Annotated in this window: 19 protein-coding genes; 8 read left to right on the top strand and 11 right to left on the bottom strand. The window is 41.7% G+C overall.

The genetic code is table 11. From position 1 onward, the window contains the following. Positions 1-419: 419 nt before the first annotated feature. The gene (locus LZ24_RS02860) at positions 420-3,674 is read right to left on the bottom strand and encodes a UvrD-helicase domain-containing protein (protein ID WP_186442897.1); all 3,255 of its coding nucleotides are present in this window, start codon (positions 3,672-3,674) and stop codon (positions 420-422) included. A gap of 4 nt (positions 3,675-3,678) precedes the next feature. After that, positions 3,679-4,143 (bottom strand): hypothetical protein, encoded by a 465-nt coding sequence (locus LZ24_RS02865; protein ID WP_144682155.1) that lies wholly within the window; start codon positions 4,141-4,143, stop codon positions 3,679-3,681. 149 nt (positions 4,144-4,292) lie between these two features. Between LZ24_RS02865 and rdgC the strand changes: the two genes are divergently transcribed. The 4 genes from rdgC to gyrB all read left to right on the top strand — a co-directional run bounded on the left by rdgC (position 4,293) and on the right by gyrB (position 9,372). Further along, on the top strand, positions 4,293-4,907 hold the full coding sequence (rdgC, locus tag LZ24_RS02870) for a recombination-associated protein RdgC (RefSeq protein WP_144682157.1): 615 nt from the start codon (positions 4,293-4,295) through the stop codon (positions 4,905-4,907). Between the two features lie 4 nt (positions 4,908-4,911). Then, positions 4,912-5,460, top strand: a complete 549-nt coding sequence (locus LZ24_RS02875; RefSeq protein ID WP_144682159.1) for a hypothetical protein — start codon at positions 4,912-4,914, stop codon at positions 5,458-5,460. 353 nt (positions 5,461-5,813) lie between these two features. After that, complete coding sequence (dnaN, locus tag LZ24_RS02880) at positions 5,814-6,941, top strand: DNA polymerase III subunit beta (RefSeq protein ID WP_144682161.1); 1,128 nt, start codon at positions 5,814-5,816, stop codon at positions 6,939-6,941. Positions 6,942-6,945: 4 nt separating this feature from the next. After that, positions 6,946-9,372, top strand: a complete 2,427-nt coding sequence (gyrB, locus tag LZ24_RS02885; protein WP_144682163.1) for a DNA topoisomerase (ATP-hydrolyzing) subunit B — start codon at positions 6,946-6,948, stop codon at positions 9,370-9,372. Positions 9,373-9,434: 62 nt separating this feature from the next. Here the strand turns inward: gyrB and lon are convergent, their stop codons facing one another. The 8 genes from lon to LZ24_RS02925 all read right to left on the bottom strand — a co-directional run bounded on the left by lon (position 9,435) and on the right by LZ24_RS02925 (position 16,480). After that, entirely contained in the window at positions 9,435-11,864 is a 2,430-nt protein-coding gene (gene lon / locus LZ24_RS02890) for an endopeptidase La (protein WP_144682164.1), read from the bottom strand. A gap of 34 nt (positions 11,865-11,898) precedes the next feature. Next, positions 11,899-12,342, bottom strand: coding sequence for an Hsp20/alpha crystallin family protein (locus LZ24_RS02895; RefSeq protein ID WP_144682166.1), 444 nt, complete (start codon positions 12,340-12,342; stop codon positions 11,899-11,901). 156 nt (positions 12,343-12,498) lie between these two features. Then, the gene (locus LZ24_RS02900; RefSeq protein WP_144682168.1) at positions 12,499-13,212 is read right to left on the bottom strand and encodes a 16S rRNA (uracil(1498)-N(3))-methyltransferase; all 714 of its coding nucleotides are present in this window, start codon (positions 13,210-13,212) and stop codon (positions 12,499-12,501) included. A 302-nt stretch (positions 13,213-13,514) separates the two neighbouring features. Continuing rightward, positions 13,515-14,243: a hypothetical protein gene (locus tag LZ24_RS02905; RefSeq protein ID WP_144682170.1), complete on the bottom strand. Its 729-nt coding sequence runs from the start codon at positions 14,241-14,243 to the stop codon at positions 13,515-13,517. 48 nt (positions 14,244-14,291) lie between these two features. Continuing rightward, positions 14,292-14,780, bottom strand: coding sequence for a GatB/YqeY domain-containing protein (locus LZ24_RS02910; protein WP_144682172.1), 489 nt, complete (start codon positions 14,778-14,780; stop codon positions 14,292-14,294). 501 nt (positions 14,781-15,281) lie between these two features. Next, positions 15,282-15,671, bottom strand: coding sequence for a hypothetical protein (locus LZ24_RS02915; protein WP_144682174.1), 390 nt, complete (start codon positions 15,669-15,671; stop codon positions 15,282-15,284). A 171-nt stretch (positions 15,672-15,842) separates the two neighbouring features. After that, positions 15,843-16,109, bottom strand: coding sequence for a hypothetical protein (locus LZ24_RS02920; RefSeq protein ID WP_144682176.1), 267 nt, complete (start codon positions 16,107-16,109; stop codon positions 15,843-15,845). Positions 16,110-16,201: 92 nt separating this feature from the next. Beyond that, positions 16,202-16,480 (bottom strand): DUF6489 family protein, encoded by a 279-nt coding sequence (locus LZ24_RS02925; protein WP_144682177.1) that lies wholly within the window; start codon positions 16,478-16,480, stop codon positions 16,202-16,204. 690 nt (positions 16,481-17,170) lie between these two features. Here LZ24_RS02925 and LZ24_RS02930 point away from each other — a divergent pair. Next, positions 17,171-18,340, top strand: coding sequence for an MFS transporter (locus tag LZ24_RS02930; RefSeq protein ID WP_144682179.1), 1,170 nt, complete (start codon positions 17,171-17,173; stop codon positions 18,338-18,340). A gap of 38 nt (positions 18,341-18,378) precedes the next feature. Here the strand turns inward: LZ24_RS02930 and pyrE are convergent, their stop codons facing one another. Then, positions 18,379-18,969, bottom strand: a complete 591-nt coding sequence (pyrE, locus tag LZ24_RS02935) for an orotate phosphoribosyltransferase (RefSeq protein WP_246118502.1) — start codon at positions 18,967-18,969, stop codon at positions 18,379-18,381. Positions 18,970-19,895: 926 nt separating this feature from the next. Here pyrE and LZ24_RS02940 point away from each other — a divergent pair. The 3 genes from LZ24_RS02940 to LZ24_RS02950 are packed head-to-tail and all read left to right on the top strand — an operon-like array spanning position 19,896 to position 22,845. Continuing rightward, the gene (locus LZ24_RS02940) at positions 19,896-20,609 is read left to right on the top strand and encodes a cell division ATP-binding protein FtsE (protein ID WP_144682181.1); all 714 of its coding nucleotides are present in this window, start codon (positions 19,896-19,898) and stop codon (positions 20,607-20,609) included. Then, complete coding sequence (locus tag LZ24_RS02945) at positions 20,606-21,496, top strand: cell division protein FtsX (protein ID WP_144682183.1); 891 nt, start codon at positions 20,606-20,608, stop codon at positions 21,494-21,496. The genes LZ24_RS02940 and LZ24_RS02945 overlap by 4 nt, the downstream gene beginning before the upstream one ends. Continuing rightward, a complete protein-coding gene (locus LZ24_RS02950; RefSeq protein ID WP_144682185.1) occupies positions 21,493-22,845 on the top strand; it encodes a peptidoglycan DD-metalloendopeptidase family protein in 1,353 nt (450 codons plus the stop codon). The genes LZ24_RS02945 and LZ24_RS02950 overlap by 4 nt, the downstream gene beginning before the upstream one ends. Positions 22,846-22,853: the final 8 nt, after the last annotated feature.

Genomic DNA, 22,853 nt, shown 5'->3' on the forward strand with positions numbered 1-22,853 from the left:
CATATCAAGCCTCACAGGATTTGATAAACACTTGCGCAGGCATACAGGAAGTATATTGCTTCTTTTTAAAAAAGGTAACTGTTCAGCACAGTTTTCCAAGTACCATACCTGCAAGACAGATGCACAGGCCCCAGGCTATTTGCCCGTGACGCAATCTTATTCGGGAGCTTCTTGCCCTGTGCGGAAGCGGCAAAAACTCCCCGCCACAGGCAGGATAAGCTTTTTGATTACCATGGCAGGCTTAAGCACGCTGCCTTGTGGCGGCTCAGACAGTTTGCCGCTTCTTTCGCACAGGCCTGCAAAGCTCTGATCCGAAACGATTGCAATGTCACCTGCAAATAGCCACGGAGCCTTGCAACAGTACGAAGCTGCTGCAATTACAGCATTGGCAGTTCGAAATAAACTGTTCTGAATAATTACTAAAAAAGATTCATCTGCCCGTCTTTTCTGACCTTTTTTACCTTTTGCTTTTTTTCTTCTTCCTTTTCCAGCAGGGTCTCAAGTTCCAGAACAAAGGGGGATACCTCTCTTTTCCGGGAAATGCCAAAAATGTTTCTTTTCCCGGCCCAGCTCATCCACAGAGAGGAGCCTGCCCTTGTGATGGCCACATAAAAAAGCCGTCTTTCCTCTTCGTCTGATACATGAAAGGATTCGCCACCGGAGTAGGGCAGCCATCCTGCTTCACAGCCCGGCATAAAAACAACAGGAAACTCAAGTCCCTTGGAAGCATGCATGGTCAGAATCCTTACTTTTTCAGCCTTAAAATCCAGACCGTCCAGCTCCCTGTTCAGACTTACGCTTTTCAAAAAATCTTCCGGAGACCGGTTTTCTGCAAGAGAGAGAAGACCTTCTTTAAAAGGCCCCCCTGTGAATGAGGGACTCTTTTCCAAAAAAGAAAAAATGGATGCCACCACCTCCCTGCTGTCTGAAAGGGAGGGACAGCTTTTTTGGATCTCCATAACAACATCCCTCAGGGGTCTCAATTCCTCATGTTTTTCAAAAAGAGCAGAAATTCTAAGATTTTCATCCATACATTCCAGAAGAAAAGAGTCTTTTATTTTCATATCCAATGGCAGCTTAAAAAGATTCCATACGCCGGCCATGCCCGTTACCACACGAAAGAGGGATATGATTTTCTGAATTTCTTCATTTTCAAGGAACCGTTTTTCCGATGCGGATGCAAAGGGAATGCCTCTTTTTAAAAATACCTTTTCTATGACCTCAGCCTGTTTCCGCGTTCTTATGAGAACGGCCATATCAGAAAAACCCCAGCGCTCACCATCATGGTCGTCCTTTCCCGCATAAATGGCCTGATGCCCTGTTCCTCCGATCCCCTTCTGAATACGATCGGCAAGCCACTCCGCTTCTTCATATTCATCCCTGCAAGATCGAAGAACAACAGATCTTCCTGATATATCGGAAAACACCCTGAGGGATGCATCCATTTTTTCCTTTTTAGACAAAAGCTCCCAGGCTGTTTCAAGAATCCTGTCCGTGGACCGGTAGTTACGGACAAGGTGGAAGACTCTGGTTTCAGGCCAGTCTTTCATAAAAGAATCAAAATACCCGGGATCTCCCCCCCTGAATCCATAAATGGACTGATTCGGATCTCCTATGGCGGTAATCCTGTTCATATCCTTTGTCAAAAGTCTGACAAAAGCATATTGAACCGAATCAATATCCTGATATTCATCAATAAAAAGAGCTTTGACTTTTCCACATATACGATCATATAGATCCTTGTCTTCCGAAAGAACATGAAACGCCCGGATGACAAGATCATCAAAATCAAAAAAGCCCAAACGGCTCAGTTCCTTTTCATAGATATCAATAAGATATCCGTCTTCTTTTTCCGGCATTCCGCCGGAAGCCATCAGGCGTCTGCCTTGGGAAATACGCTCCGCCGCCCTTTTTATCCGCAGATTCAGACCGCTTTTTTCCACACTTTTTTTAACAATCATCCGATGCAGATAATCATCCGGAATGCGGGGCTCCATTCCTGCTTCCTGCAGAATGAAATATCCAAGTCCATGAAAGGTATAAATCATCACCGATGAGAGATCAGAAACAAGCTGCTGCAGTCTTTCCTTCATTTCTTCAGCGGCTTTATTGGTAAAGGTTATGGCCAGAAAAAGAGCATCTTCATCTGCTTTTTCCCTTATCATATGGGCTATTTTACAGGTCAGTGTATGGGTTTTTCCCGTACCTGGCCCTGCGATAATCAAGGAGGGTCCACGGCTACAGGCTACGGCTTCGGCCTGCTCGTTGTTCAGCCCCGATGTTGCCATATGCTTCTTATTTACCTGGGGCACATTTCTTTTTTGAAGGGAAGAAGACAGCGAATGAACCTTTACTGAGGGCTTTTTTTCTGTTTTTTTTATATCTGCCGATGGAAAAAGGCTTTTTTGGGGAGACAGTTCTTTTTTTTCCGCCTTTGAAAATATTTCAACCCTTCCATAGTCTCCGTCAAATCCTCCCTGAATATGGATACGGTTTTCCCTGACCCGCAGGATGGCCTCGCCCAAAAGGGGAATCCCCAGAGCATTCACCTCATTGATGTCCATTTCAAAAAGAACGGAAAACTCCGGACCCAGACCGTTGATAATCTGTTCATAACTTTTACCCACTTTTTTGGTATTGGGTCCAACACCCTGTATCTCCGAGAGAATATTTTTTAAAGGCACAAGGCTGAGAAAGGGAATATGTCCGTTTTCTTCCGGCTCACTGCGGTCTGAGAGTTCACAAACCCTGTATAACACCCCAAGGGTCAGTGCTTTTCCACATACAGGACAAAGTCCCCCCAGTTTCATGGATTCTTCCGGTGTCAGACGTACACCGCATTTTCTATGACCATCCAGATGATACTTCCCCTCTTCGGGATAAAATTCATAGGTTCCGAGAAAACGTTCAGGATTCTGATCTTTCAGGGCATGGTACAAGCCCATATAATCAAATTCCGTATCCAGAATATTGGCTTCCCTGCCAAGGTTTCCGGGAGAATGGGCATCTGAATTGGAAACAAGGGTCAGATGATCCAGAAAGGAAACCCGCCTGTTCATGGGAGGATCCGAAGATAAGCCCGTTTCCACAGCAAAAATATGGGGCGTAAGATCATCAAAACAGGCCTCCACGCTGTCAAAACCTGATTTTGACCCCAGAAGTGAAAACCATGGCGTCCAGATATGGGCAGGGATCAGAAAAGCATGTTCATGGGTTTCCAGAACCATCTCAAGGAGATTCCGGCTGTCCAGACCTAAGATGGGTCTTCCGTCGGAAACAATATTTCCTATGCGGCCCAGACGCAGATTGAATTTTTTTACACTTTCAAGATCCGGAAAATAGACAAGATTATGGTTTTTACGGACTTTGCCGTCTTTTTTATAAATACAGCTGATTTCAGAAGAAAGAATAAAGCGGACCTCACGTCTGCAGGCAGAAGGAACCAGAGCATCCAGTTTTCCAGATATTTCCGGATGAAGCTTATAAAACCCCGCTTCTGCGGGTACAAGCTTACTTTCAAGCTCTCCATACCAGCCGGGATGGGTACAGTCACCCGTTGCCACAAGGGAAATCCCCTTATACTGGGCTGAAAGATACAGATGCTCCAGATCCAGGGAAGAAGCCGTTGCCATGGAAAATTTTGAATGGATGTGCAGGTCCGCTATATATCTCATTTGTTCAGGATTCCTCTGCAGGCCAGATGGGCTGATCCTTCTCATCCGTAAAAAAACCCATCTGGACAGAAATCAGCGTATCAAACTCAAAATAAAAGGTGGCAGATAAAGCATCGATATCAAAAAAGTCCTGTTCCTCATCCTTTTCTTCAAAAATTTCATGTATGTTGTTTTTCTGAAGAAAATTTTTCAGCTTTTTTTTGGGTAAACGGGCAATATTCTCACCAAAAAGATCAAATGCCATGGATTCCACCTCAAAGCATCCAAAACGAAAAGCATCTTCCTCATCAAAATAAAGGGTCAGGCCCTGATCAAAATAATAAAGAACCCTTGTCTTTCCTGAGTCTCCATCATCAATAATATCCTTAAAATCCGCCTCACCCAGCAAGGCTTCCACCTGATCTTCCAGCATACCGAAAACAAGCCCGCCGACACCCTTACCCGGAATAAGACAATGCTTTATATTCATTATTTTTCCTGTTTTTTTCACAGATGCTTTTTTATCGAATCCGTGCTAATGGTATATGGTTATTTTCTGCTGTATATTTCATCCTCAGCCGAAAACAAGGTCCTAATAAAACATCTACAATAACCCTATGATTTTACAAATGGAGTCCCATGGCCCTGCTTTCCGCATCCACTGCCCTTACAAGATACCGTGTTGAGGGCAATAAAGAAACCTTATCCCTTGAGACCATAAGAGAAAAAATTAACAATAACCGATTCCCGGAAACAGAAGATCCCGCATCCTTTTTTACCAGCGGATGGACACCTTTCGAATCCCATTATTTATCTGATTTTTCAGAAAAAACAATAATTTTTGGAACCCACCTCCTTTTCTGCCTGCGCATTGACAAAAAATCGGTACCCTCCAGGATACTGAAAAAAATGGTTACCATAGAAACACAGAAGCGTCTTCAGGAATCCGGAAAGGAATTTCTGTCAAAAAATGAAAAAAAAGCACTAAAGGAAGATATTGAAGCCTCCCTTCTGCTCAGGATTCCTGCAACACCCAATATTTATGATATTCTGTGGGATATGGAAGCCGAAGAAGTCTACTTTTTTTCCAGCCAGAAAGCCGCCAATGAAGAAGTGGAAACGCTTTTTTTAAAAACCTTCGGTCTCCATCTTGTCCGGATCTTTCCCTATACGGCAGCCATGTTCAGCAATGAACTCAGTGACATTGAAAAAGATCGTTTTTCAACCTTAAGCCCTGTTCGTTTTTCGGAGTAAAAGAATGCTTGATATTGCCGTTGCATATAATCGTTTCAGTTTTGTTGGTCAGGAATTTTTAACCTGGCTCTGGTTTATATCTGAAACCCAGGATGATATTTTCCAGAAAGTTCATGAAGAAATAACGGATCTGCGCCTTGGAAATCGCATGGTTCTACAAAACCGCTACGGAGATGACCGCATTGAAACCCTCACCATAAAGGGAGATACCGCAGGACTGGAAGAAGCCATGGTAGCCCTGCAGAAGGGGGCTGTTGTCACTGAAATGCAGATCATTTTCACATCAGGAGAGCATGAGTGGAGCCTCACACTGAAGGGGGAACATTTAGGGTTATCCGGATTAAAAACTCCGGAAACAGCATCCATAAAAGAAATTGAAGAGACAGAAGGTGCTGTTATTGAAAAATTCTTTTTAATACATAAGGCCTATGAAATTACAGATAAGCTTTTCATTCATTTTATAAAAATAAGGACAGGAGAAATATGGAACAATACCCTTCTGCTTATGAGGGAGTGGGTAAAAAAATCCAATGAAGGTAAAATTCATACCTGAAAAAGTTATAGACAGGCCATGAACAAACCCTGAAAAAACGCTTAAAATAAAAATTTCATAAATTGTCAGGTTTTAAACAAAGAAAAACAAGTAAACATAAAAGCCTTTTTTTAAACATTTACCCAAAAAAGAAAAAACAGAAAAAAAAGAAAATATTATCAAAAAAAACAAAAAGATAATTCATTTATAAACAAAAAATCGTTCTGCTTATTATTGGTTTTTTATATTTAAAAAAGAATAAAAAACAAAAAATTGTAAAAAGCAAAAAAGGCTGGTAAAAAGAAAAGGTTTTTTTGCAGGGCTTAAAATAATTTTCCATTTGATAAAAAAGCATCAAAAAAACGGAGAAAAAAATGAAGTGCAGGCTGATAAAAAATGAAATATGTGAAGTTCTTGCAAAAATACAGGGAATATCAGGAAGAAAAACCAACCTTTTTATAACCTCTACGGTTCGTCTTACGGGACAAGGGGATGGAACCATTCAGATAGAAGCAACGGATCTTGAAACCGATTTCAGCGGTATCTATCCGGCGGAGGTGGAAGTTCCGGGCAGTGTCTGTATTAATGCTAAAAAATTATATGAAATATTAAAAAGTTATCCTTCCGACACCATTCTTTTAAATGAAATAGAAAACCGTTGGATAGAAATAGGAGAAAACAATCTCCTTTTTCACATTGTGGGGATGAATCCCGATGATTTTCCTGAAATAGGAAAGGATACGGAAACAGAATTGATTGCTGTGGACAGTTTTCAATTTAAAAAACTCATAGAAAAAAATCTATCCATCCCCTCCCAGGCGGATGAAAAAAGAATTTATACCCAAGGGCTTTTTTTTGAATCCCATACGGACGAAGAAGAACAGACCTTTCTGAGGGGAGTTTCCACAGATTCTAAAAGAATGGTTAAATATGACATGCTGTCGGATCATTCCTTTGTTTTTCAGGGAGAAGAAAAATATATACTGATTCCCAAAAAAGGACTTGGTGAACTCCTTAAATTCCTTGATTCTCCCATGCCTGTCAGAATCGGTGCCTTAAACAACCGCTTTGTGGTTGTAAAGGAAAGTGAAATATTTTCCATCACCCTGCTAGAGGGGGGATTTCCCGGCTATCAGGATATCATGAGAAAAGATCCTGATAGTCTTATTGAATTTAAAAGGCAGGAACTGCTCATGAGTCTCAGGAGAATGTCCATTCTCTCCGATGATGATTTCCGGTCCATCATCTTTTCCTTTGAGGAAAACAAACTGACCCTCATGACATCCAATCCTGACCTTGGAGAATCCCATGAGGAGCTTTCCATATCCTATGAAAGAGAACCCTTTGAAGTTGCTTTTAATCCAAAATTTTTCATGGATGCCTTATCTCTGATAGAAGAAGATGATGCCCATGTTTTCATACGGAATAATCAGACACCCTGTATCATTAAAGGAAAGTCTGATTCTTATTTAACATCAGTAATTATGCCAATAAAAATATAAGAATATGACTGAAAATACCTATACAGAAAAAAATATAAAAATCCTTGAAGGCCTTGAAGCTGTCCGGAAACGCCCTTCCATGTACATAGGAAACATCGAGAGCGAAGGACTGCATCATCTGGTCTATGAAGTGGTGGACAACTCCATAGATGAAGCCATGGCTGGTTACTGTGATAAGATACAGATAACCATTCATACGGATAACAGTGTGACTGTGCGGGATAACGGAAGGGGTATTCCTACGGGGATTCACGAAAAAGAAGGTGTCCCCGCTGCGGAAGTGGTTCTGACAAAACTCCATGCCGGGGGAAAATTTGATAATGATACCTATAAGGTATCCGGCGGTCTCCATGGTGTGGGGATATCCGTTGTCAATGCCCTTTCTGACCTTCTGGAACTGACCATCTGGCAGAAGGGCCATGTTTTTTATCAGACCTTTTCAAAGGGCAAAAAAACCTCGGAACTGACCGTTATCGGTGATACGGATCTGCATGGAACTCAAGTGCATTTTAAACCCGATACAACGGTGATGAACACGGATAATTTTATCTATGAAGTTCTGAGCAGACGCATGCGTGAGCTGGCTTTTCTGAATAAGGGCGTAAGAATTATCATAGAGGATGAAAGATCCGATGAAAGGGATGATTTTCATTATGAAGGCGGTCTTCGCTCCTTTGTGGAATATCTGAACCGCCAGCATACCATTCTCCATGATCCTATTTTTATTGAAGGAAACAGAAATGACGTGCAGATAGAAGTGGCTATCCAGTACAATGATTCCTTTAATGAAAAAATTCATTCCTTTGCAAACAATATCAATACCCTTGAAGGTGGTTTTCATCTCAGTGGATTTAAAGGCGCCCTTACCCGTACTCTGAATGCCTATGCCTCCGGTGACCACATACCTAAAAACATGCAGGCAAAAATATCCGGAGAAGATGTTCGTGAAGGTCTGACAGCCATTATCAGTGTCAAAATCAAGGAACCGCAGTTTGAGGGACAGACCAAAACCAAACTGGGCAATTCTGAAGTAAAGGGACTTGTGGAATCCCTTGTCAATGAAAAGCTTAGCCTTTTTTTTGAAGAAAATCCTGCTGTTGCAAGGAAAGTTATTGTCAAGGCCGTTGAAGCTGCCCGTGCCAGGGAAGCAGCCAGAAGGGCAAGGGATCTGGCCCGGAGCAAGGGAGGAATGGCCGACGCCACACTCCCCGGAAAACTGGCTGAATGTCAGTTTTCTGATCCTGCTGAAAGGGAGCTTTTCCTTGTGGAAGGGGACTCTGCCGGGGGCTCGGCAAAACAGGCCAGAGACAGACGGTTTCAGGCAATTTTACCCCTTAAGGGAAAAATACTGAACGTAGAAAAAGCCCGTTTTGATAAAATATTAAAAAGTGAGGAAGTCAAAAATATCATCACTGTCCTGGGTGCAGGCATAGGCCGGGAAGAATTTGATATAGAAAAAATCCGCTATCATAAAATTGTTATCATGACGGACGCGGACGTGGATGGTTCTCACATCCGAACCCTTCTTCTGACTTTTTTTTACAGACAGACACCTGAAATTATTTCAAACGGCTATCTTTATATCGCCCAGCCTCCCCTTTACCGCATTGGAAAAGGAAAGGGAGGGATTTATCTGAAAGATGAAAACGAATACAGCAGGTATCTGCTCAGAAGAATCTGTGATCTGAAACAGGTCCGTGTGGGAGAGGAAGAGCTGTCCCTTAGCTCTGATGATCTCTATGATTTTTTAAGTCAGCTGGATGTTTTTATGATCAATCAGGAAAAACTGCGCAGGCGGGGGTATGAGCCGGAGCTTGTGGATATTCTGCTGGATGAAGGTATCCGGGAAAAAGGGAATTTAAAAAATGAAGAAATCATGACAAAGGTGCATGACCGTCTTCTTGCTTCAGATTATGAAATAAACCAGTTCATGTGGAATGAAGAGCGGGATATTTTTGAGCTGGTTGTAACACCGCCGGAAAGAAAAATTTCCCTCGAAGAAGATTATGCAAGCGTCCGTGAAAAAAAGGCTGTGCGTATTGGCAGAAGCTTTATCTTTTCTCAGGAATATCAGAAATGCGCTGATTTACATATTAAAATTGAGCCATGGAACAGACCGCCTTTTAAAATAAAGGCCAAAGAATCCGTAAATACAGATTCCGTTGATAATTTAAAGGCTTTTTATAAAAAAATAACAGAAGAAGCCAAAAAAGGCATCAATATTCAACGTTATAAAGGTCTTGGAGAAATGAATCCGGACCAGTTGTGGGAAACCACCATGGACCCTGAAAAAAGAAGGCTTTTAAAGGTAAAAATAGAAGATGCCCTTGTGGCGGATGAAATTTTTACCCTTCTCATGGGAGATGAGGTGGAGCCCAGACGGGAATTTATTCAGAACAACGCCCTGGAAGTCACCATGATAGATATGTAAAAATATAAAAATCCCTGTACCATGATGCAAAATGTACAGGGATTTTTGTATGCTAATTAAAATCAGTTTTCAGCAGGTTTTGATTTTGTAATCCTCCTTGTTCCTGCTTTTTTTTCTTTTACCTTGTTTTTTTTCTCCGTTGCTTCCTGCTCCAGGGCGATATTCAGTACATCCACCATTTTATCCACGAAGTGAAACTGTATTTCTTTTTTTATTTTTTTGGGTATTTCCTCCGTATCCTTTTCATTCCACTTTGGAAGAATCAGGGTCTTCATTCCTGCCCTGTGGGCTGCAAGTACCTTTTCCTTGATCCCCCCCACGGGAAGCACTTCACCCCTCAAGGTAATTTCACCGGTCATGGCCAGATTCGGGATGATTTTTCTCTGTGTTGCAAGGGATGTAATGGCTGTCAGCATGGTCACACCGGCTGAAGGCCCATCCTTTGGAATGGCTCCTGCGGGAACATGGATGTGAAGGTCATTTTTTTCAAAAAAATCTTCCGGAATATGAAGTTGCACAGCATCAGACTTTATGAAACTCATGGCAGCAGACACAGACTCCTTCATGACGTCACCAAGCTGCCCTGTAAGTGTCAGCCTGCCCTTACCCTTCATGGCCTTTGTCTCCACCACAAGAACGTCTCCGCCTGCGGGTGTCCATGCAAGACCAACGGCAACTCCCGGAACCTTGATATTGGTATTGACCTCCGAATGAATTTTTTTAGGCCCCAGATAGCGGGGAATATTCATAACATTAATGGCAACGGTTTCAGCCTCTCCTTCGGCGATCCGGCTGGCCACCCCCCTGCACAGGGATGCAATTTCCCTTTCCAGATTTCTTAAACCCGCTTCCCTTGTATAATCTTCAATGATATGGCGCACGGCACCGGTGGTGAAGGTAATCTGGCTGGATGTAATGCCGTGGGCCTTTCTCTGTCTGGGGATGAGATACTTATTGGATATTTTAATTTTTTCATCAAGGGTATAGCCTGAAAGATCAATAACTTCCATGCGATCCCTCAATGCCGGTGGAATGGTATGGATCACATTGGCCGTTGTGATGAACATCACCTTGGAAAGATCAAAGGGTACATCCAGATAATGGTCCACAAAGGAATGATTCTGCTCAGGATCAAGAACCTCAAGGAGGGCTGAAGATGGATCTCCCCTGAAATCATTTCCCAGCTTGTCTATTTCATCGAGGATAAAAACCGGATTATCCGTTCCTGCCCTCCTGAGAGCCTGAACAATCCTTCCCGGAAGTGCGCCCACATAGGTTCTGCGGTGTCCCCTTATTTCCGCTTCATCCCTGACACCACCAAGGGCCATGCGAACAAATTCACGTCCAAGGGCCTTGGCTATGGACCGGCCAAGGGATGTTTTGCCTGTTCCCGGAGGGCCGGCAAAGCAGATGATGGGCCCCTTTGAATCCGGTTTCAGTTTACGGACTGCAAGGTATTCAAGGATACGTTTTTTAGCTTTTTCAAGGCCATAATGGTCATCATCCAGAATTTTTCTGGCTTTTTTTATATCAATGACATCCTCAGTGGAATGATTCCATGGAAGGGATATCATCCAGTCCAGATAGGTTGTGACAACATTGTATTCCGCAGAAGAAGGATGCATTCTGGCCAGTCTTTTCAACTCCCGTTCCGCTTCTTTTCTCGCCTCATCTGGAAGATCCTTTTCAGCAATTTTTGCACGGTAATCATCAACTTCCACACTGCTTTCATCGCTTTCACCCAGTTCGTCACGGATGGCCTTCAACTGCTGCCTGAGATAAAATTCCTTTTGCTTCTGACCCATATCCTCTTTGACCTGGGTCTGAATTTTTGAGCCGATTTTCAATATTTCAAGCTGATAATTGACAATTTTTGTAACTTCCCGAAGCCTTTTTTTAAGATCTGTTATTTCAAGAATCTTCTGTTTTTCTTCATGGGTGGTGTTGATGGTGGAAGTAACCATATCCGCAAGAATACCCGGCTCATCAATGGTTTTTGCCATCTGGAGCATTTCCTGGGGGAGGCCCGGGGATAATTCAACGATCTGTATGTAAAGGTCCATGAGATTGGACATCAGAGCATCAATTTCCTTGCTCTTTGTCTCAGGCTCTTCAATCTGTTTGATACCTGCAATGAGATAAGGGTTTTCAGACTGGTATTTATTAATGGTAAAACGGCTGATGCCCTGTACCAGCAACTGGGTTTTATTGTCTTCACCTTTGGCCATTTTAAGAATAATGGCACCGCAACCGGTTTCATACAGTTCTTCTGGGGTTGTAAAGGTATTGCCCTTGTTCTTTTTTACGGCAACAAAACCAACCATACGGTCTTTTCCCATCACTTCATCAATAAGGCGGATGGACTGCTCCTGACGGACAATGAGGGGTAAAACCATTTTGGGAAAAAGAACGACATCATGAAGGGGCAGTATGGGTAATACTTCGGGTAATTTTTCCTGGCTTAACTCCAGTGACGGCTGCTGCTCCTGCATCGCTCACCTCCGGATATCTTGAAAGTATTTTAGATTAGTCGGACTGGATTTCCACTTTATGGATACCTGTATGATTCTGTTTGCTTAAGTGTATCTCAAGAAATCCGTTACTGTATGAAGCATTGACTTTTTCCGTATCAATGGTTGTCGGCAAAAAAAGAACACGCTCAAAGCAGCCGTAAAAAATTTCTGCCAGTCTGTAGGTGGTATTTTCCATGGCGATATTGCAGTTACGGGTTCCATGGATACGGATGGCTTTATGACTGATTTCTATTTCAAGGTTTTCTTTTTCAACTCCGGCTATTTCCGCAAGAATAATGATTTCATCCTCCGTTTCATAAATATCCATGGGAGGATTCCATCTGCGCTGACCAAGGGAAAACATGGGATTTACAGAACCAAACATGTCAGAAACGGATCTTCCGCAGGAACGGGAATGGTCAAATCCCGAACCAAAACGAATTTTAATGTAATTCATGGAGATCTCCTTCATCAATTGGTACGCATGAATATATAAAAAGCAGTCGGTGCTAAAAAAAGTATGGTCAGGATTGAAAAATACCCATCAACTTTTAAAAAAATATAGTTAGCCTTGTTTGTTTTGCAAGTTTTTTTAAAAAAAATGGTTTGAAAATTAAAAAGGAAGAAATCTGGATACTAAAACGGATAGAGCTGTTTCAACTTTTAAAATGCGGGGCCCCATGGAAAACGAATACATCCCTGCTTTTTCAAGAAGGCTTATTTCAAAGGGAATAAAACCACCCTCGGGGCCAATGGCAAGCACGGAGGCCTTGTTGTGGCATATGGTCAGGGATGAATCCGTATAGGGATGGGCAATGTAACCTCTTTTATTCTGCAATATAAGAGGAAGACGGTCTTCCACAAAGGGTCTGAATCTTTTTTCTATCTGTATTTCAGGTAAAACCGTATCCTTTGCCTGTTGCAGTCCTGAAACAAGCTGTTCGCGAAGGGCTGTTGCAGACAAAAAAGGAGTCTGCCAGTAACTTTTTTCCACCCTGAAGGTATGGACAAGGATAATATGTTTGATTCCTAAAGATGCGATGGCCTGAAGAATACGTCTGAGTACCTTGGGTCTGGGAAGTGCCAGAACAAGTGTTACCGGAACCGGTGGAGGCGGAGGAACAGAGCAGTTAACGGAAAAGAAATCTGCATTCTCATCCCTTCCTGTTAGGATCGCCTCACCCATGGATCCATTGGTTATTCCAACATGGATACTGTCGCCCTTCTGTATTTTCAACACACTCCTTATGTGAACAAGTCTTGAATCAGAAATGCATACCGTATTTTTAGATAAAAAATCTTCTTTGTTTATAAGAATAATATTCAAATAAAACCTTTTTTGGTGTTTATATATGTTTTTGTCTTGACATAAAGAAGGACTGTTTTAAATTGTGTTCAGGCTGGTTTTGGTGCATTGCAAAAAAAGAAAGATTTACATTTCTTGTTCAATATAAGGAGGATAAAATGATTATTAATTTTTTAAAAGGGATTATTACCCGAAATGAATTTATAGAAGAGCATTTTAATTTCTGATTATTTTAAAGCCCCTGCGCAACAGCAGGAATGAAGAATGATTCTTTTATCCATAAATAAAGGGGTGTCCTTTCCAGGGATACCCCTTCTTTTGTTTTAAAAACCTGTTTTGATATCAGGTTCCGGATATTTTTCCATGATTGTTTGTTTGAAGATTTCTGCATTTTTGCCATAAAAAATGAATATGTGGGTTTCCGGTTTCCCATAACGATCAGATAAAACAGATGTAACCAGAAGATCCTCGCCCCTTTCCCAGAAATAAACAGGACCCGGACCTGGTATTTTTACGTTTTCAATGGTTTGTGGCATTCCATGGGTATTTTTAAGGTTGTTGATAACAATATTTCCGTCTCCGGGAAGCCTTAAAAACAATAAAAGGGGCTTGTTGGTATATCTTGAAAAAACAAAACGAATATCACGGAAAGGAATATTTTTCTGATGGGCATAACGGTAATGCAGTTTAATGGTATTGCTTGCTATGGGATCCCGGAGTCTGGGTTTTTCAAAAACAATATCAAAGGCTTCCAAGTCTGGAAAATATTTTGCAAGCCAGCCTCTGTGAACAAAATCCAGATAGACAGGCGTCAGGTTTTCCAGCCTGTGCTGACCAAGAATTCTTCTTAAATCCTTTAACTTTGCCTTTGTAAGGACCGTGTTTTCTCCAACATCAAAAAAAGTAAAACTTTCTGAACTTTTTTGCTCCGCATTTCTTGGTAGTTTTACACTTTTTTGATTTAAAAAAAACATAAGAAAAAAAATACATATAATAACCAGAACGATGAAAAAAAATAAGACTCGATATTTTTCAGATATCAGGTTTTTCATTGATCTATCCTTACTCAAGAGTAGTATTTTTACCTTTTAAGGCCTTGTTTATGAAGAAACCATGTCCGCCAAAATCTTTTTTACCAGTAAACCATCCGCACGTACACCAAAATGCTTCATGACAAGGCCTATACCAGCCGATGGGTGTTGTAAGGAGGTGAAATCCAAATTTTCTTCAATCCATTTTTTTATTTCATATTCATCTGCAGGTTTTGGAATATATTCTTGTAAAATCTCAATAAAATCAGAAGTCGTTTCTTTTTTTGCATCCAGCAGTATTTTTTCTGACTTTATAAGACCCCGTATCAGACCTGTAACATCTTCATTTGTTATTTCCTCATTTTTTTTGCATCTAAAACTTTTTTTTCCGGATTCAAGGATTATAGGAACTGTTAGTTTGGGAAACTCACTGATAATCATGCGAAGTGCATCACGAATATGATCCTCTTTCTGTTTCATGGCCACTTTGATGTCTTCTCTGATTTTTTCTGAAAGATTTACAGGACATTCGGGGGTCCATCCGTATTTTTTTTCCATTTATGTTTTTCCTTAATTATTTTTTTATTCTGATAAAAGAATATTTGTATATATTAATAAAATTTATTTTTCGCTCGATGTAGCTAAAAATGCCTGATTCTTGTAATTATGTTTGAAAAAAGTTGAAATTTTGCCGGGTGCATTTCGATTCTATTCGTATGTGTTAACCTGGCCAAATCATCAGGTATGGTGATTATAATAACATTTTTCAGATATTATTTACCTGTTAAGGGTAGTTTTATCCTCTTTTGGTGTGTTTTCAACGGAACTTATATTCTGGCAGTGCATCTGTTTTCTTGAATAACAGCGAAAGCGGGATGCGCAAAGACCTTAATAAATCCTGATCTTATTTGAAATAAAAATATGAAAAATATGCATAAAAATCTTCTTTTTGTGAAGAAAATTTTTGTGATAATTTTTTCATCTTCATATAAAAAACGGCTTTATCCGAAAGGGAGTTAGCCGTTTTCGATTCTTTATTTAAAAATAAGGAGTAAAAAATCAGGGTTGCAGAGCACGCTCTGCATCTTCGTTACTGCTGTAAAAGTTGGGTTTCACCTGTTGCTGCTGCAAGCTTTTTCCCAGTTCCTCTCTTAGGGAAGCACTGGTGGTATAACGGGTTACGCCCGCATAAAAGTGTTCCATCAGGCGATTGACCATATTTGTATAATTTTGCATAAGGTCTTGTTTTATATTAAAATTTTCATAATTTACAATGGCATCTACACGTTTGTCAAGGTGGGAAAGCTGCTCTGCAACAAGAAACTCAATGCGGTGGATGTCCCTTTCACTGTCAATACTGTAGTTTTCAAAATTTACATAAAAACGATTTTTTTCAGGATCATAGCTAAAACGTTTTTCCAGTTTTTTTTCTTCGGCAGGATTTGTCATTTGGACCTCTCTCTTATGAAGGGTATTTTTGACGGGTACCGGAAACGGCACCGGGCGGGAAAAGGATTTATTCCATATTAAACATAAGGCAGCTTATGGAGCAAGTATTTTTGAATATTTTTTTTAATATGGAAGTGAATATACATGGAAAAATAATAACATCATATTTTTTTATTTTATAAATAGAAAACGTTCATACATTTCTTTATGAAAGCCAACGATAAGCGTATGATTAAAAGAAAGGGCTGGAGCCCTCAGATTACCTCCCGGACCTTTAATTTTGTCTGTAAAAAGTTTTTTTTCTGAAATTGTATTATTGAATATGTAAAATTTTTTTCCTGAAGAAACGGCAATGGTTTCTATTGTTTCGAGAATTTTTTCTAACTGATCGTCTCCTATTTTATTTTTTCTGGCGTCCTCAATTTCCATAAAAGTCATATTGTTTTCCCCGATCACGTCGAGGGCTTTCTGACAGGTTTTTCAGCCTTTACGGATGTAGGCCCATGGAATGGTATTCATCAAAATAACTCCTATGCTTTATTTTTCTGTTTATCCGGGTCTGTTTTTTCCTGTCTGATGGAAAATTCCGGCTTGAGAAGACTCATATTTTTCATGGTCTGTTCCCAGAGGGTTTTTCCAACATCACCACCAGGAAAAACGATTTTCATAAGTTCTTTCGGATCCTGAGCGGCTTTGACTCTTGCCTGAAGATCCTTCATAACTTCTTCATGAAAATTTCTCACATCCGGAAGCCCCATGGCTTCACGGATTTCTTCGGGCGTTGCTTCAATGGTGATATTTATTTTCATCGTTACTCCTGCATAATGACGGACCCGATATGAAAGATCCGTTTTTTTAAAGTCATTTGTAACTGTTCAGCACAGTTTTTCATATCATACCTGCAAGACAGATGCACAGGCTCCAGGCTATTTGCCCGTGTCGCAATCCGGCACTCAAGCTGAAAAACTCAAGCCCTTTACGGGAGCAGAAATGCCTATGGATCTTGAGTGCCGGATTCGGGAGCTTCTTGCCCTGTGCGGAAGCGGCAAAAACTCTCCGCCACAGGCAGGATAAGCTTTTTGATTACCATGGCAGGCTTAAGTACGCTGCCTTTGTGGCGGCTCAGACAGTTTGCCGCTTTTATAGCACTCAGGCACTCAAGCCTGAAAAAACTTATTATTTTTATAGCAGGCTTTAGGTTGCTGGCTTGAGTGCCGGAATCCGAAACGATTGCAATGTCACTTTCAAATAGCCTCGGAGCCTTGCAACAGTACGAAGCTGCTGCAATGACAGCATTGGCAGTTCGAAATAAATTGTGCTGAATAATTACAGTCATTTTAGATAAAAAGGGATAAGAAAAATTAACAAAATATTGCAATATACCAGATGTATGTACAATATAAACAGATTTTTAATGTATTGGTTTCAATATATGGTGTTGTCTGCGTTTTTCAGAGTCCATTGGCTCTTTAAAAAATCATAACATGGGATAGTCCTGTATGCAGCTTTATTTTTTTAAAAATAATTTTTTTTTGTTTTCCGGTAATTATTTTTTTTATTTTCTGGTTCTTGGTGTTTATTTCCCATATTTTCCCCTCTATTGCCATTATGCTGGTTTTTCAGAAAATCAGATAGGCATAATAACCGCCTTAAAAACATTTTCTGCTATTTTTTTTCCGCTGATATGGGCATGGATTGCCGATCGTTTTCATATGCACCGGAGTGTTTTTTTATTGTGTCATTTCAGTTCTTTTATTTTATGGGGTTTCTTTTTTTTAACAGAATCTTTTTTGATGATGCTGCTGATTATGCTTGTATATGGTCTTTTTCACTCACCTCTTATTGGTTTTACGGAAGCCTTTACCGTTGGTTTTCTGGGAGGAAAAAAATCTGGATACGGGAATATCCGTTTATGGGGCTCCGTGGGCTTTATTATTGCCGTATGGGGCTGTGGTATTGCGCTGGATTTTCTGTCCCCCTCAATTGTGCTCTGGCTTGTTTTTTCAGGAAGTCTTGCGGGTGCATGGCTTGCCGTTTATACGCCTGTAAAAAAGAACAGTAATGTCCGGATTTATAAAAAAGATATCATCCGTCTTTTTTCCGGAAACAGTATGGTATTTTTACTGGTCACCTTTATTATGCTCATGAGTCATGGTGTTTATTACGGATTCTTTTCCATTCATCTTTCAAAAGCAGGGTTTTCAGGTAATTTCATCGGCTTTGTGTGGGCCATGGCCTCCATTGCAGAAATTTTTGTAATGCTTGGATCCAGATACCTGTTTTATTATTTTTCTTTAAAAAGCCTCATCCTTTTTTCTTTTGCGGCAGCTGTTCTTCGATGGTGTCTGCTTGCTTTTTCCATTGATCCCATGGTTATTGTTTTAAGCCAGCTTTTACATGCAATTACCTATGGCGTTTTTCATATGACCACGATTCTTTATATGGATATTCTTGTGGATGCTGGTGCTAAAACCATAGGGCAGACCGTTCTGAATGCCAGCTCCTATGGCCTTGGACTGATGGTTGGATACCTGGTTGGAGGTATGGGGTTTGCCGCTTTAGGTTCTGATATGTTTCTGGTCAGTGCCATAATGGCTTTTTCGGGAGGGGTACTGGCCATGGGCTTGCATTCTCTGAAAATTCATTCCAGTCAAGGCGGTACCCGGTAAAAATTTGTTAAATTATTAGAACTTTACCGGGTACTTTTTTATTTTAAAAAATGTTCCATCAGTTCAGATCGTGTCAGTATGGCGGAAGCATCGGAGATATGCTGACGTATATTATCCATACCCCCCTCTTCCCTGTCCACCAATACAATAACCTTGCAGACATCAAGGCCTGTTTCCATGGCTCTGTTGATGGCTTTGATGGTAGAGCCACCGGTTGTTGCAACATCATCTATGATTACCACCCTGTCACCGGGATTTACATCCCCTTCAACCCAGCGGATAAGACCATGATCTTTCTGCTCTTTGCGTATGGAAAAAGCCTGCAGTGGTTTACCCTTCAGGCCCGAGGCAAAGGCTGTGGCCATGGCTACGGGATCTGCGCCAAAGGTGAGTCCGCCTATGGCATGAACAGAACTGTTCTCCAGTTCTTCCATGATGAGATGGCCAATGAAAAACATTCCTTGGGGATCAAGGGCCGTTGGTTTGCAATTGATGTAAAAATTGCTTTTTTTTCCTGAAGCAAGGGTAAAACTGTCCGTTTCTGATACCTTAACGGATTTTTTACATAAAAGATCGATCAGTGCTTTTTTCATGTCAGAAGGACTTTTGGGCAACTCTGTTGGATTCATGGGACGTCTTTTTCCGTGTGTTTTGATTTTATTATTGGAATTCAGTTTGTTATGACTGAAAACATGAAAAAGCAGGGGGAATGTCAGCAAACAATAAAGGTTAAGCAGCGTAACGCCAAACCTCTGCCGGATTGAAAGAAGTCTTGGGGTTTGGGGATCCGGCAGTGGTTTGCGGCAGAAAAAACTGTTGGTCAGCACTTTCCGCAGATTTTTTTATACCACGAAGGTCTGAGAAGGGTCAATAAAGGGACTTTTTGTTTTGTTTTTATGTAATTATTCAGCACAGTTTATTCTGAACTGCCAAAGCTGTAGTTGCAGCAACTTCGTACTATTGCAAGGCTCCGTGGCTATTTGCAAGTGACATTGCAATCGTTTCGGATCAGAGCTTTGCTGGCCTGTGCGAAAGAAGCGGCAAACTGTCTGACCCGCCACAAAGGCAGCGTACCAAGGCCTGCTATGGTAATCAAAAAGCTTATCCTGCCTGTGGCGGGGAGGTTTTGCCGCCTCCGCACAGGGCAAGAAGCTCCCGAATAAGATTGCGTCACGGGCAAATAGCCTGGGGCCTGTACATCTGTCTTGCAGGTATGGTACTTGGAAAACTGTGCTGAACAGTTACGTTTTTATTGAGGATATTTTAAAATTGAAATGGAAAGAAAATTTTTTTATAAAAAGATAAGAAACGGAAGTAGTTGAAAAATTTTTGATTTGTGTTGGCTTCAGGTATAAAAAGGGCTTGTGGTATTGAAAATAAAAATATGATAATAAAAAAATAAACTGAATTATTTCGTCCGTTGGTGCATCTGGAATCTTTTATGGACAGATCAGAATATATAATCCAAAATGATTCCCAATTCTTTTCCTTGTTATTTTAATAATGATCTGCTCTCTTTTTTATCCAACCCTGTGAAAAAGGGATGTTTCCCTCCATGACAGACCCTTCTAAAAATATGATTGTCCGGATGTTTGATGTTTATAAGGCCTACGGAAAAACTTCTGCCATTAAAGGTGTTTCCCTTGAGGTGGCTTCCGGCGACATTGTTTTTATTACTGGCCCCAGCGGTGCCGGAAAATCAACCCTTTTAAAACTGATATACAAGGCGGAAGTGGCCACTCAGGGTCAGATTATTGTGGATGGTATGAATCTTTCACGTATCGGATCCCGTCAGCTTCCTGAGCTGAGAAGGCGCCTCGGGGTTATTTTTCAGGATTTTAAACTCATTGCCGGACGCAGTGTTTTTGATAATGTTGCCCTGGTTCTGGAAGCCGCCGGTGAAAAACCTAAAATAATAGAAAAAAAAGTAATGAGCGTTTTAAGAACCGCAGGTATTGAAGAAAAGGCCCGGGTTTTTCCCCCTTCCCTTTCCGGCGGTGAACAGCAGCGTGTGGCGGTATCCAGAGCCGTTGTTGGCTCTCCAAGGCTGATTCTGGCGGATGAACCCACAGCCAGTCTGGACCCGGATTCTGCGGAACAGATCATGCAGCTTCTTGAAACCTTCCATGCACGGGGAGCTACCCTTGTCATTGCAACCCATAACCGGCGTATTATTTCCCGGCTGAAAGGCAGAGAAATCCGCCTTGAAAGGGGTTGTGTAAAAACACAGGAAATTTCCTCTGATCATGAAGTGGAGGAAAACCAATGAAGGATCTGTGGATACGGCATTTCCGTCATGCCCTGAAGGATATGAGAAGCCACCGTTTTTTACATGGAATAACATGGATAACCATTGTTTTATCCATTATCCTTTCCGGTACATTTACGCTTTTTGCTTCCAATGCCGCTGATGTTATTTCCTCATGGAGAGCCGGTGTCCGTATTTTGGCCTATCTGGAAGAAGGTCATACGGAGCAGGACCGTCTGCGTATTCATAATATCCTGAAAGAAAACAATCTGATTTCTGATGTCCGTTTCATATCGAAAACTGAAGCCCTTGAATCCTTACGAAGCCGTATGCAGAGACATTCCGCCGTATTTCAGAACCTGCCCGAAAATCCCCTCCCCGATGCCTTTGAGCTGAGGGTACGGGTGGAAGGCAACAGCTGGGACACAGTGGAAGAGGTGGCCCTGTATGTTGAAAAAATAAAAAACATTGAGGATGTGGAATATGGTGGTCAGTGGGTAGGACGTTTTCTTAAGGTGATTGCCATGCTGCGTCTCGCTGCTCTGGGAATGGGAAGCCTTTTTTTTCTTATTTCGGTTTTTATTGTGGCCAATACCATCCGCCTTGCATTCTATTCCCGCAAGGAAGAGGTTGAAATCATGCGTCTTGTGGGAGCGGAAGAGGGATTCATCAAGGCACCCTTTTATATTCAGGGCCTGATTCTGGGGTTTTCCGGAGGCCTTGGGGGCATGCTGATTCTTTTTCTGACCTATATAACCCTTACCTTCAGGATGGATGCAACCTTTACCGCCCTGGCCTTTGATTTTTCTTTTTTACCACTGCACACCGTTGCGGTTATGGTTGGTGTTTCCACCCTTATCGGATGGATGGGGGCCTATCTTTCCTTTCGGCAGGAAGTGGTTGAATGATGGTCCGGCTCTGTTTTTTTATTTTTTTGGTATATTTGATCAGCCTGTCTTCTGCCCTTGCCCATGACATGGTTCGTGTGGAAGTGGACCGTCTGAATATGCGCAGTGGGCCAGACAGAAATACTCCCGTAGTCATGGTTCTGTCCAGGGGCGACAGGGTTCGTATTCTTGGTGAAAGGGATGGGTGGGTACGGGTTATTTCCGGAAATAATGAAGGGTATCTGAGGGACAGGCCTGTTTATATAAAAAGAATATCATCCGCTAATCAGGAAATGGACAGCGTAAAAAAGGAAAGGGAAGAGGTTCTTTCAAGGATACAGGAACAGCAGAGTCTGCTGAGCCGTTACAGACAAAGGGAAACCAATGTTATTGCAGGTCTGAATGCCATTGATAAAACCCTCAATGAGGTGGGTGCAAGACTTGCCTCCATTCGCAGGGAGCAGGATAAACTCCTTGAGCAGCGCAGGCAGACCAGGGAGATGATTGCTGAACTGAAAAAAGAAAATACGGAAAAAAAAGAGGTGGTGGCAAAGCGGCTGACAGCCCTTTACAAGCTGGAAGGAACGGGCCGCATGGCTTTGCTCACCTCAACGGATAGCATCTATGAATTTTCTGTCCATAAAAAAGCCCTGGAAAAAGTTCTGCAGATGGATGATCGTATTCTTATGGAGCAGGTTCAGCGCATTCAGGAATTCAATCTTTTATCCGAACGCCTGAATAAGGAAGAAGAACGTATTGCCGATGCCGCACAGAGGGCTGCGGATCAGCAGCGCATTCAGAGGGCGGAAAAGGAAAAAAGGAAGAATCTTTTAAATGATATCCGTACAAAACAGCAGCATGGCCTTGCTGCCGTTGCGGCACTGGAAGAGGTTAAAGGAAAGCTGGATCAGACCATTGAAAGGCTTTCCCGAAGAAAAGCAACACCTTCCCAGCCATCCGGGCCCTTTGAAAAATTCAAGGGCTTGCTTGATATGCCCGTGAACGGTACAATCATTTCCCGTTTTGGGTACAGAAGAAATCCGGAACTCAATGTACAGACATTCCAGAGCGGTATTGGCATAAGGGCAGATCGCGGAGAACCTGTCCGGGCATTTTTTTCAGGTACCGTTATTTTTGCGGACTGGTTCACAGGGTACGGAAATATGATGATTCTGGATCATGGGGATCATTACTATTCGGTCTATGCCCATGCCGAAGAGCTTTTTAAAAAAACAGGGGACAGTGTGAACCGCAATGAAGTCATTGCCACTGTAGGGGATGCGGGCTCCCTTTCCGGATCCATGCTGCATTTTGAAATACGCAGGCAAGGAAAACCCATAGACCCTATGCTGTGGGTCAAAAGCGGCTAAACCATAAT

It is taken from the genome of Desulfobotulus alkaliphilus (assembly GCF_007830435.1).
In the GTDB taxonomy this organism is placed as follows: domain Bacteria; phylum Desulfobacterota; class Desulfobacteria; order Desulfobacterales; family ASO4-4; genus Desulfobotulus; species Desulfobotulus alkaliphilus.

What these genes read in the sequence shown, in the direction of transcription:
- LZ24_RS02910 (WP_144682172.1), bottom strand. Translation starts at nt 14,780, where the DNA reads ATGGAAAAAAAATACGGATGGACCCCCGAATGTCCTGTAAATCTTTCA.
- rdgC (WP_144682157.1), top strand. Translation starts at nt 4,293, where the DNA reads ATGGCCCTGCTTTCCGCATCCACTGCCCTTACAAGATACCGTGTTGAG.
- LZ24_RS02925 (WP_144682177.1), bottom strand. Translation starts at nt 16,480, where the DNA reads ATGAAAATAAATATCACCATTGAAGCAACGCCCGAAGAAATCCGTGAA.
- LZ24_RS02860 (WP_186442897.1), bottom strand. Translation starts at nt 3,674, where the DNA reads ATGAGATATATAGCGGACCTGCACATCCATTCAAAATTTTCCATGGCA.
- LZ24_RS02945 (WP_144682183.1), top strand. Translation starts at nt 20,606, where the DNA reads ATGAAGGATCTGTGGATACGGCATTTCCGTCATGCCCTGAAGGATATG.
- lon (WP_144682164.1), bottom strand. Translation starts at nt 11,864, where the DNA reads ATGCAGGAGCAGCAGCCGTCACTGGAGTTAAGCCAGGAAAAATTACCC.
- LZ24_RS02875 (WP_144682159.1), top strand. Translation starts at nt 4,912, where the DNA reads ATGCTTGATATTGCCGTTGCATATAATCGTTTCAGTTTTGTTGGTCAG.
- LZ24_RS02865 (WP_144682155.1), bottom strand. Translation starts at nt 4,143, where the DNA reads ATGAATATAAAGCATTGTCTTATTCCGGGTAAGGGTGTCGGCGGGCTT.
- LZ24_RS02905 (WP_144682170.1), bottom strand. Translation starts at nt 14,243, where the DNA reads ATGAAAAACCTGATATCTGAAAAATATCGAGTCTTATTTTTTTTCATC.
- pyrE (WP_246118502.1), bottom strand. Translation starts at nt 18,969, where the DNA reads ATGAATCCAACAGAGTTGCCCAAAAGTCCTTCTGACATGAAAAAAGCA.
- LZ24_RS02940 (WP_144682181.1), top strand. Translation starts at nt 19,896, where the DNA reads ATGACAGACCCTTCTAAAAATATGATTGTCCGGATGTTTGATGTTTAT.
- LZ24_RS02930 (WP_144682179.1), top strand. Translation starts at nt 17,171, where the DNA reads ATGCAGCTTTATTTTTTTAAAAATAATTTTTTTTTGTTTTCCGGTAAT.
- LZ24_RS02915 (WP_144682174.1), bottom strand. Translation starts at nt 15,671, where the DNA reads ATGACAAATCCTGCCGAAGAAAAAAAACTGGAAAAACGTTTTAGCTAT.
- LZ24_RS02920 (WP_144682176.1), bottom strand. Translation starts at nt 16,109, where the DNA reads ATGACTTTTATGGAAATTGAGGACGCCAGAAAAAATAAAATAGGAGAC.
- LZ24_RS02895 (WP_144682166.1), bottom strand. Translation starts at nt 12,342, where the DNA reads ATGAATTACATTAAAATTCGTTTTGGTTCGGGATTTGACCATTCCCGT.
- LZ24_RS02950 (WP_144682185.1), top strand. Translation starts at nt 21,493, where the DNA reads ATGATGGTCCGGCTCTGTTTTTTTATTTTTTTGGTATATTTGATCAGC.
- gyrB (WP_144682163.1), top strand. Translation starts at nt 6,946, where the DNA reads ATGACTGAAAATACCTATACAGAAAAAAATATAAAAATCCTTGAAGGC.
- dnaN (WP_144682161.1), top strand. Translation starts at nt 5,814, where the DNA reads ATGAAGTGCAGGCTGATAAAAAATGAAATATGTGAAGTTCTTGCAAAA.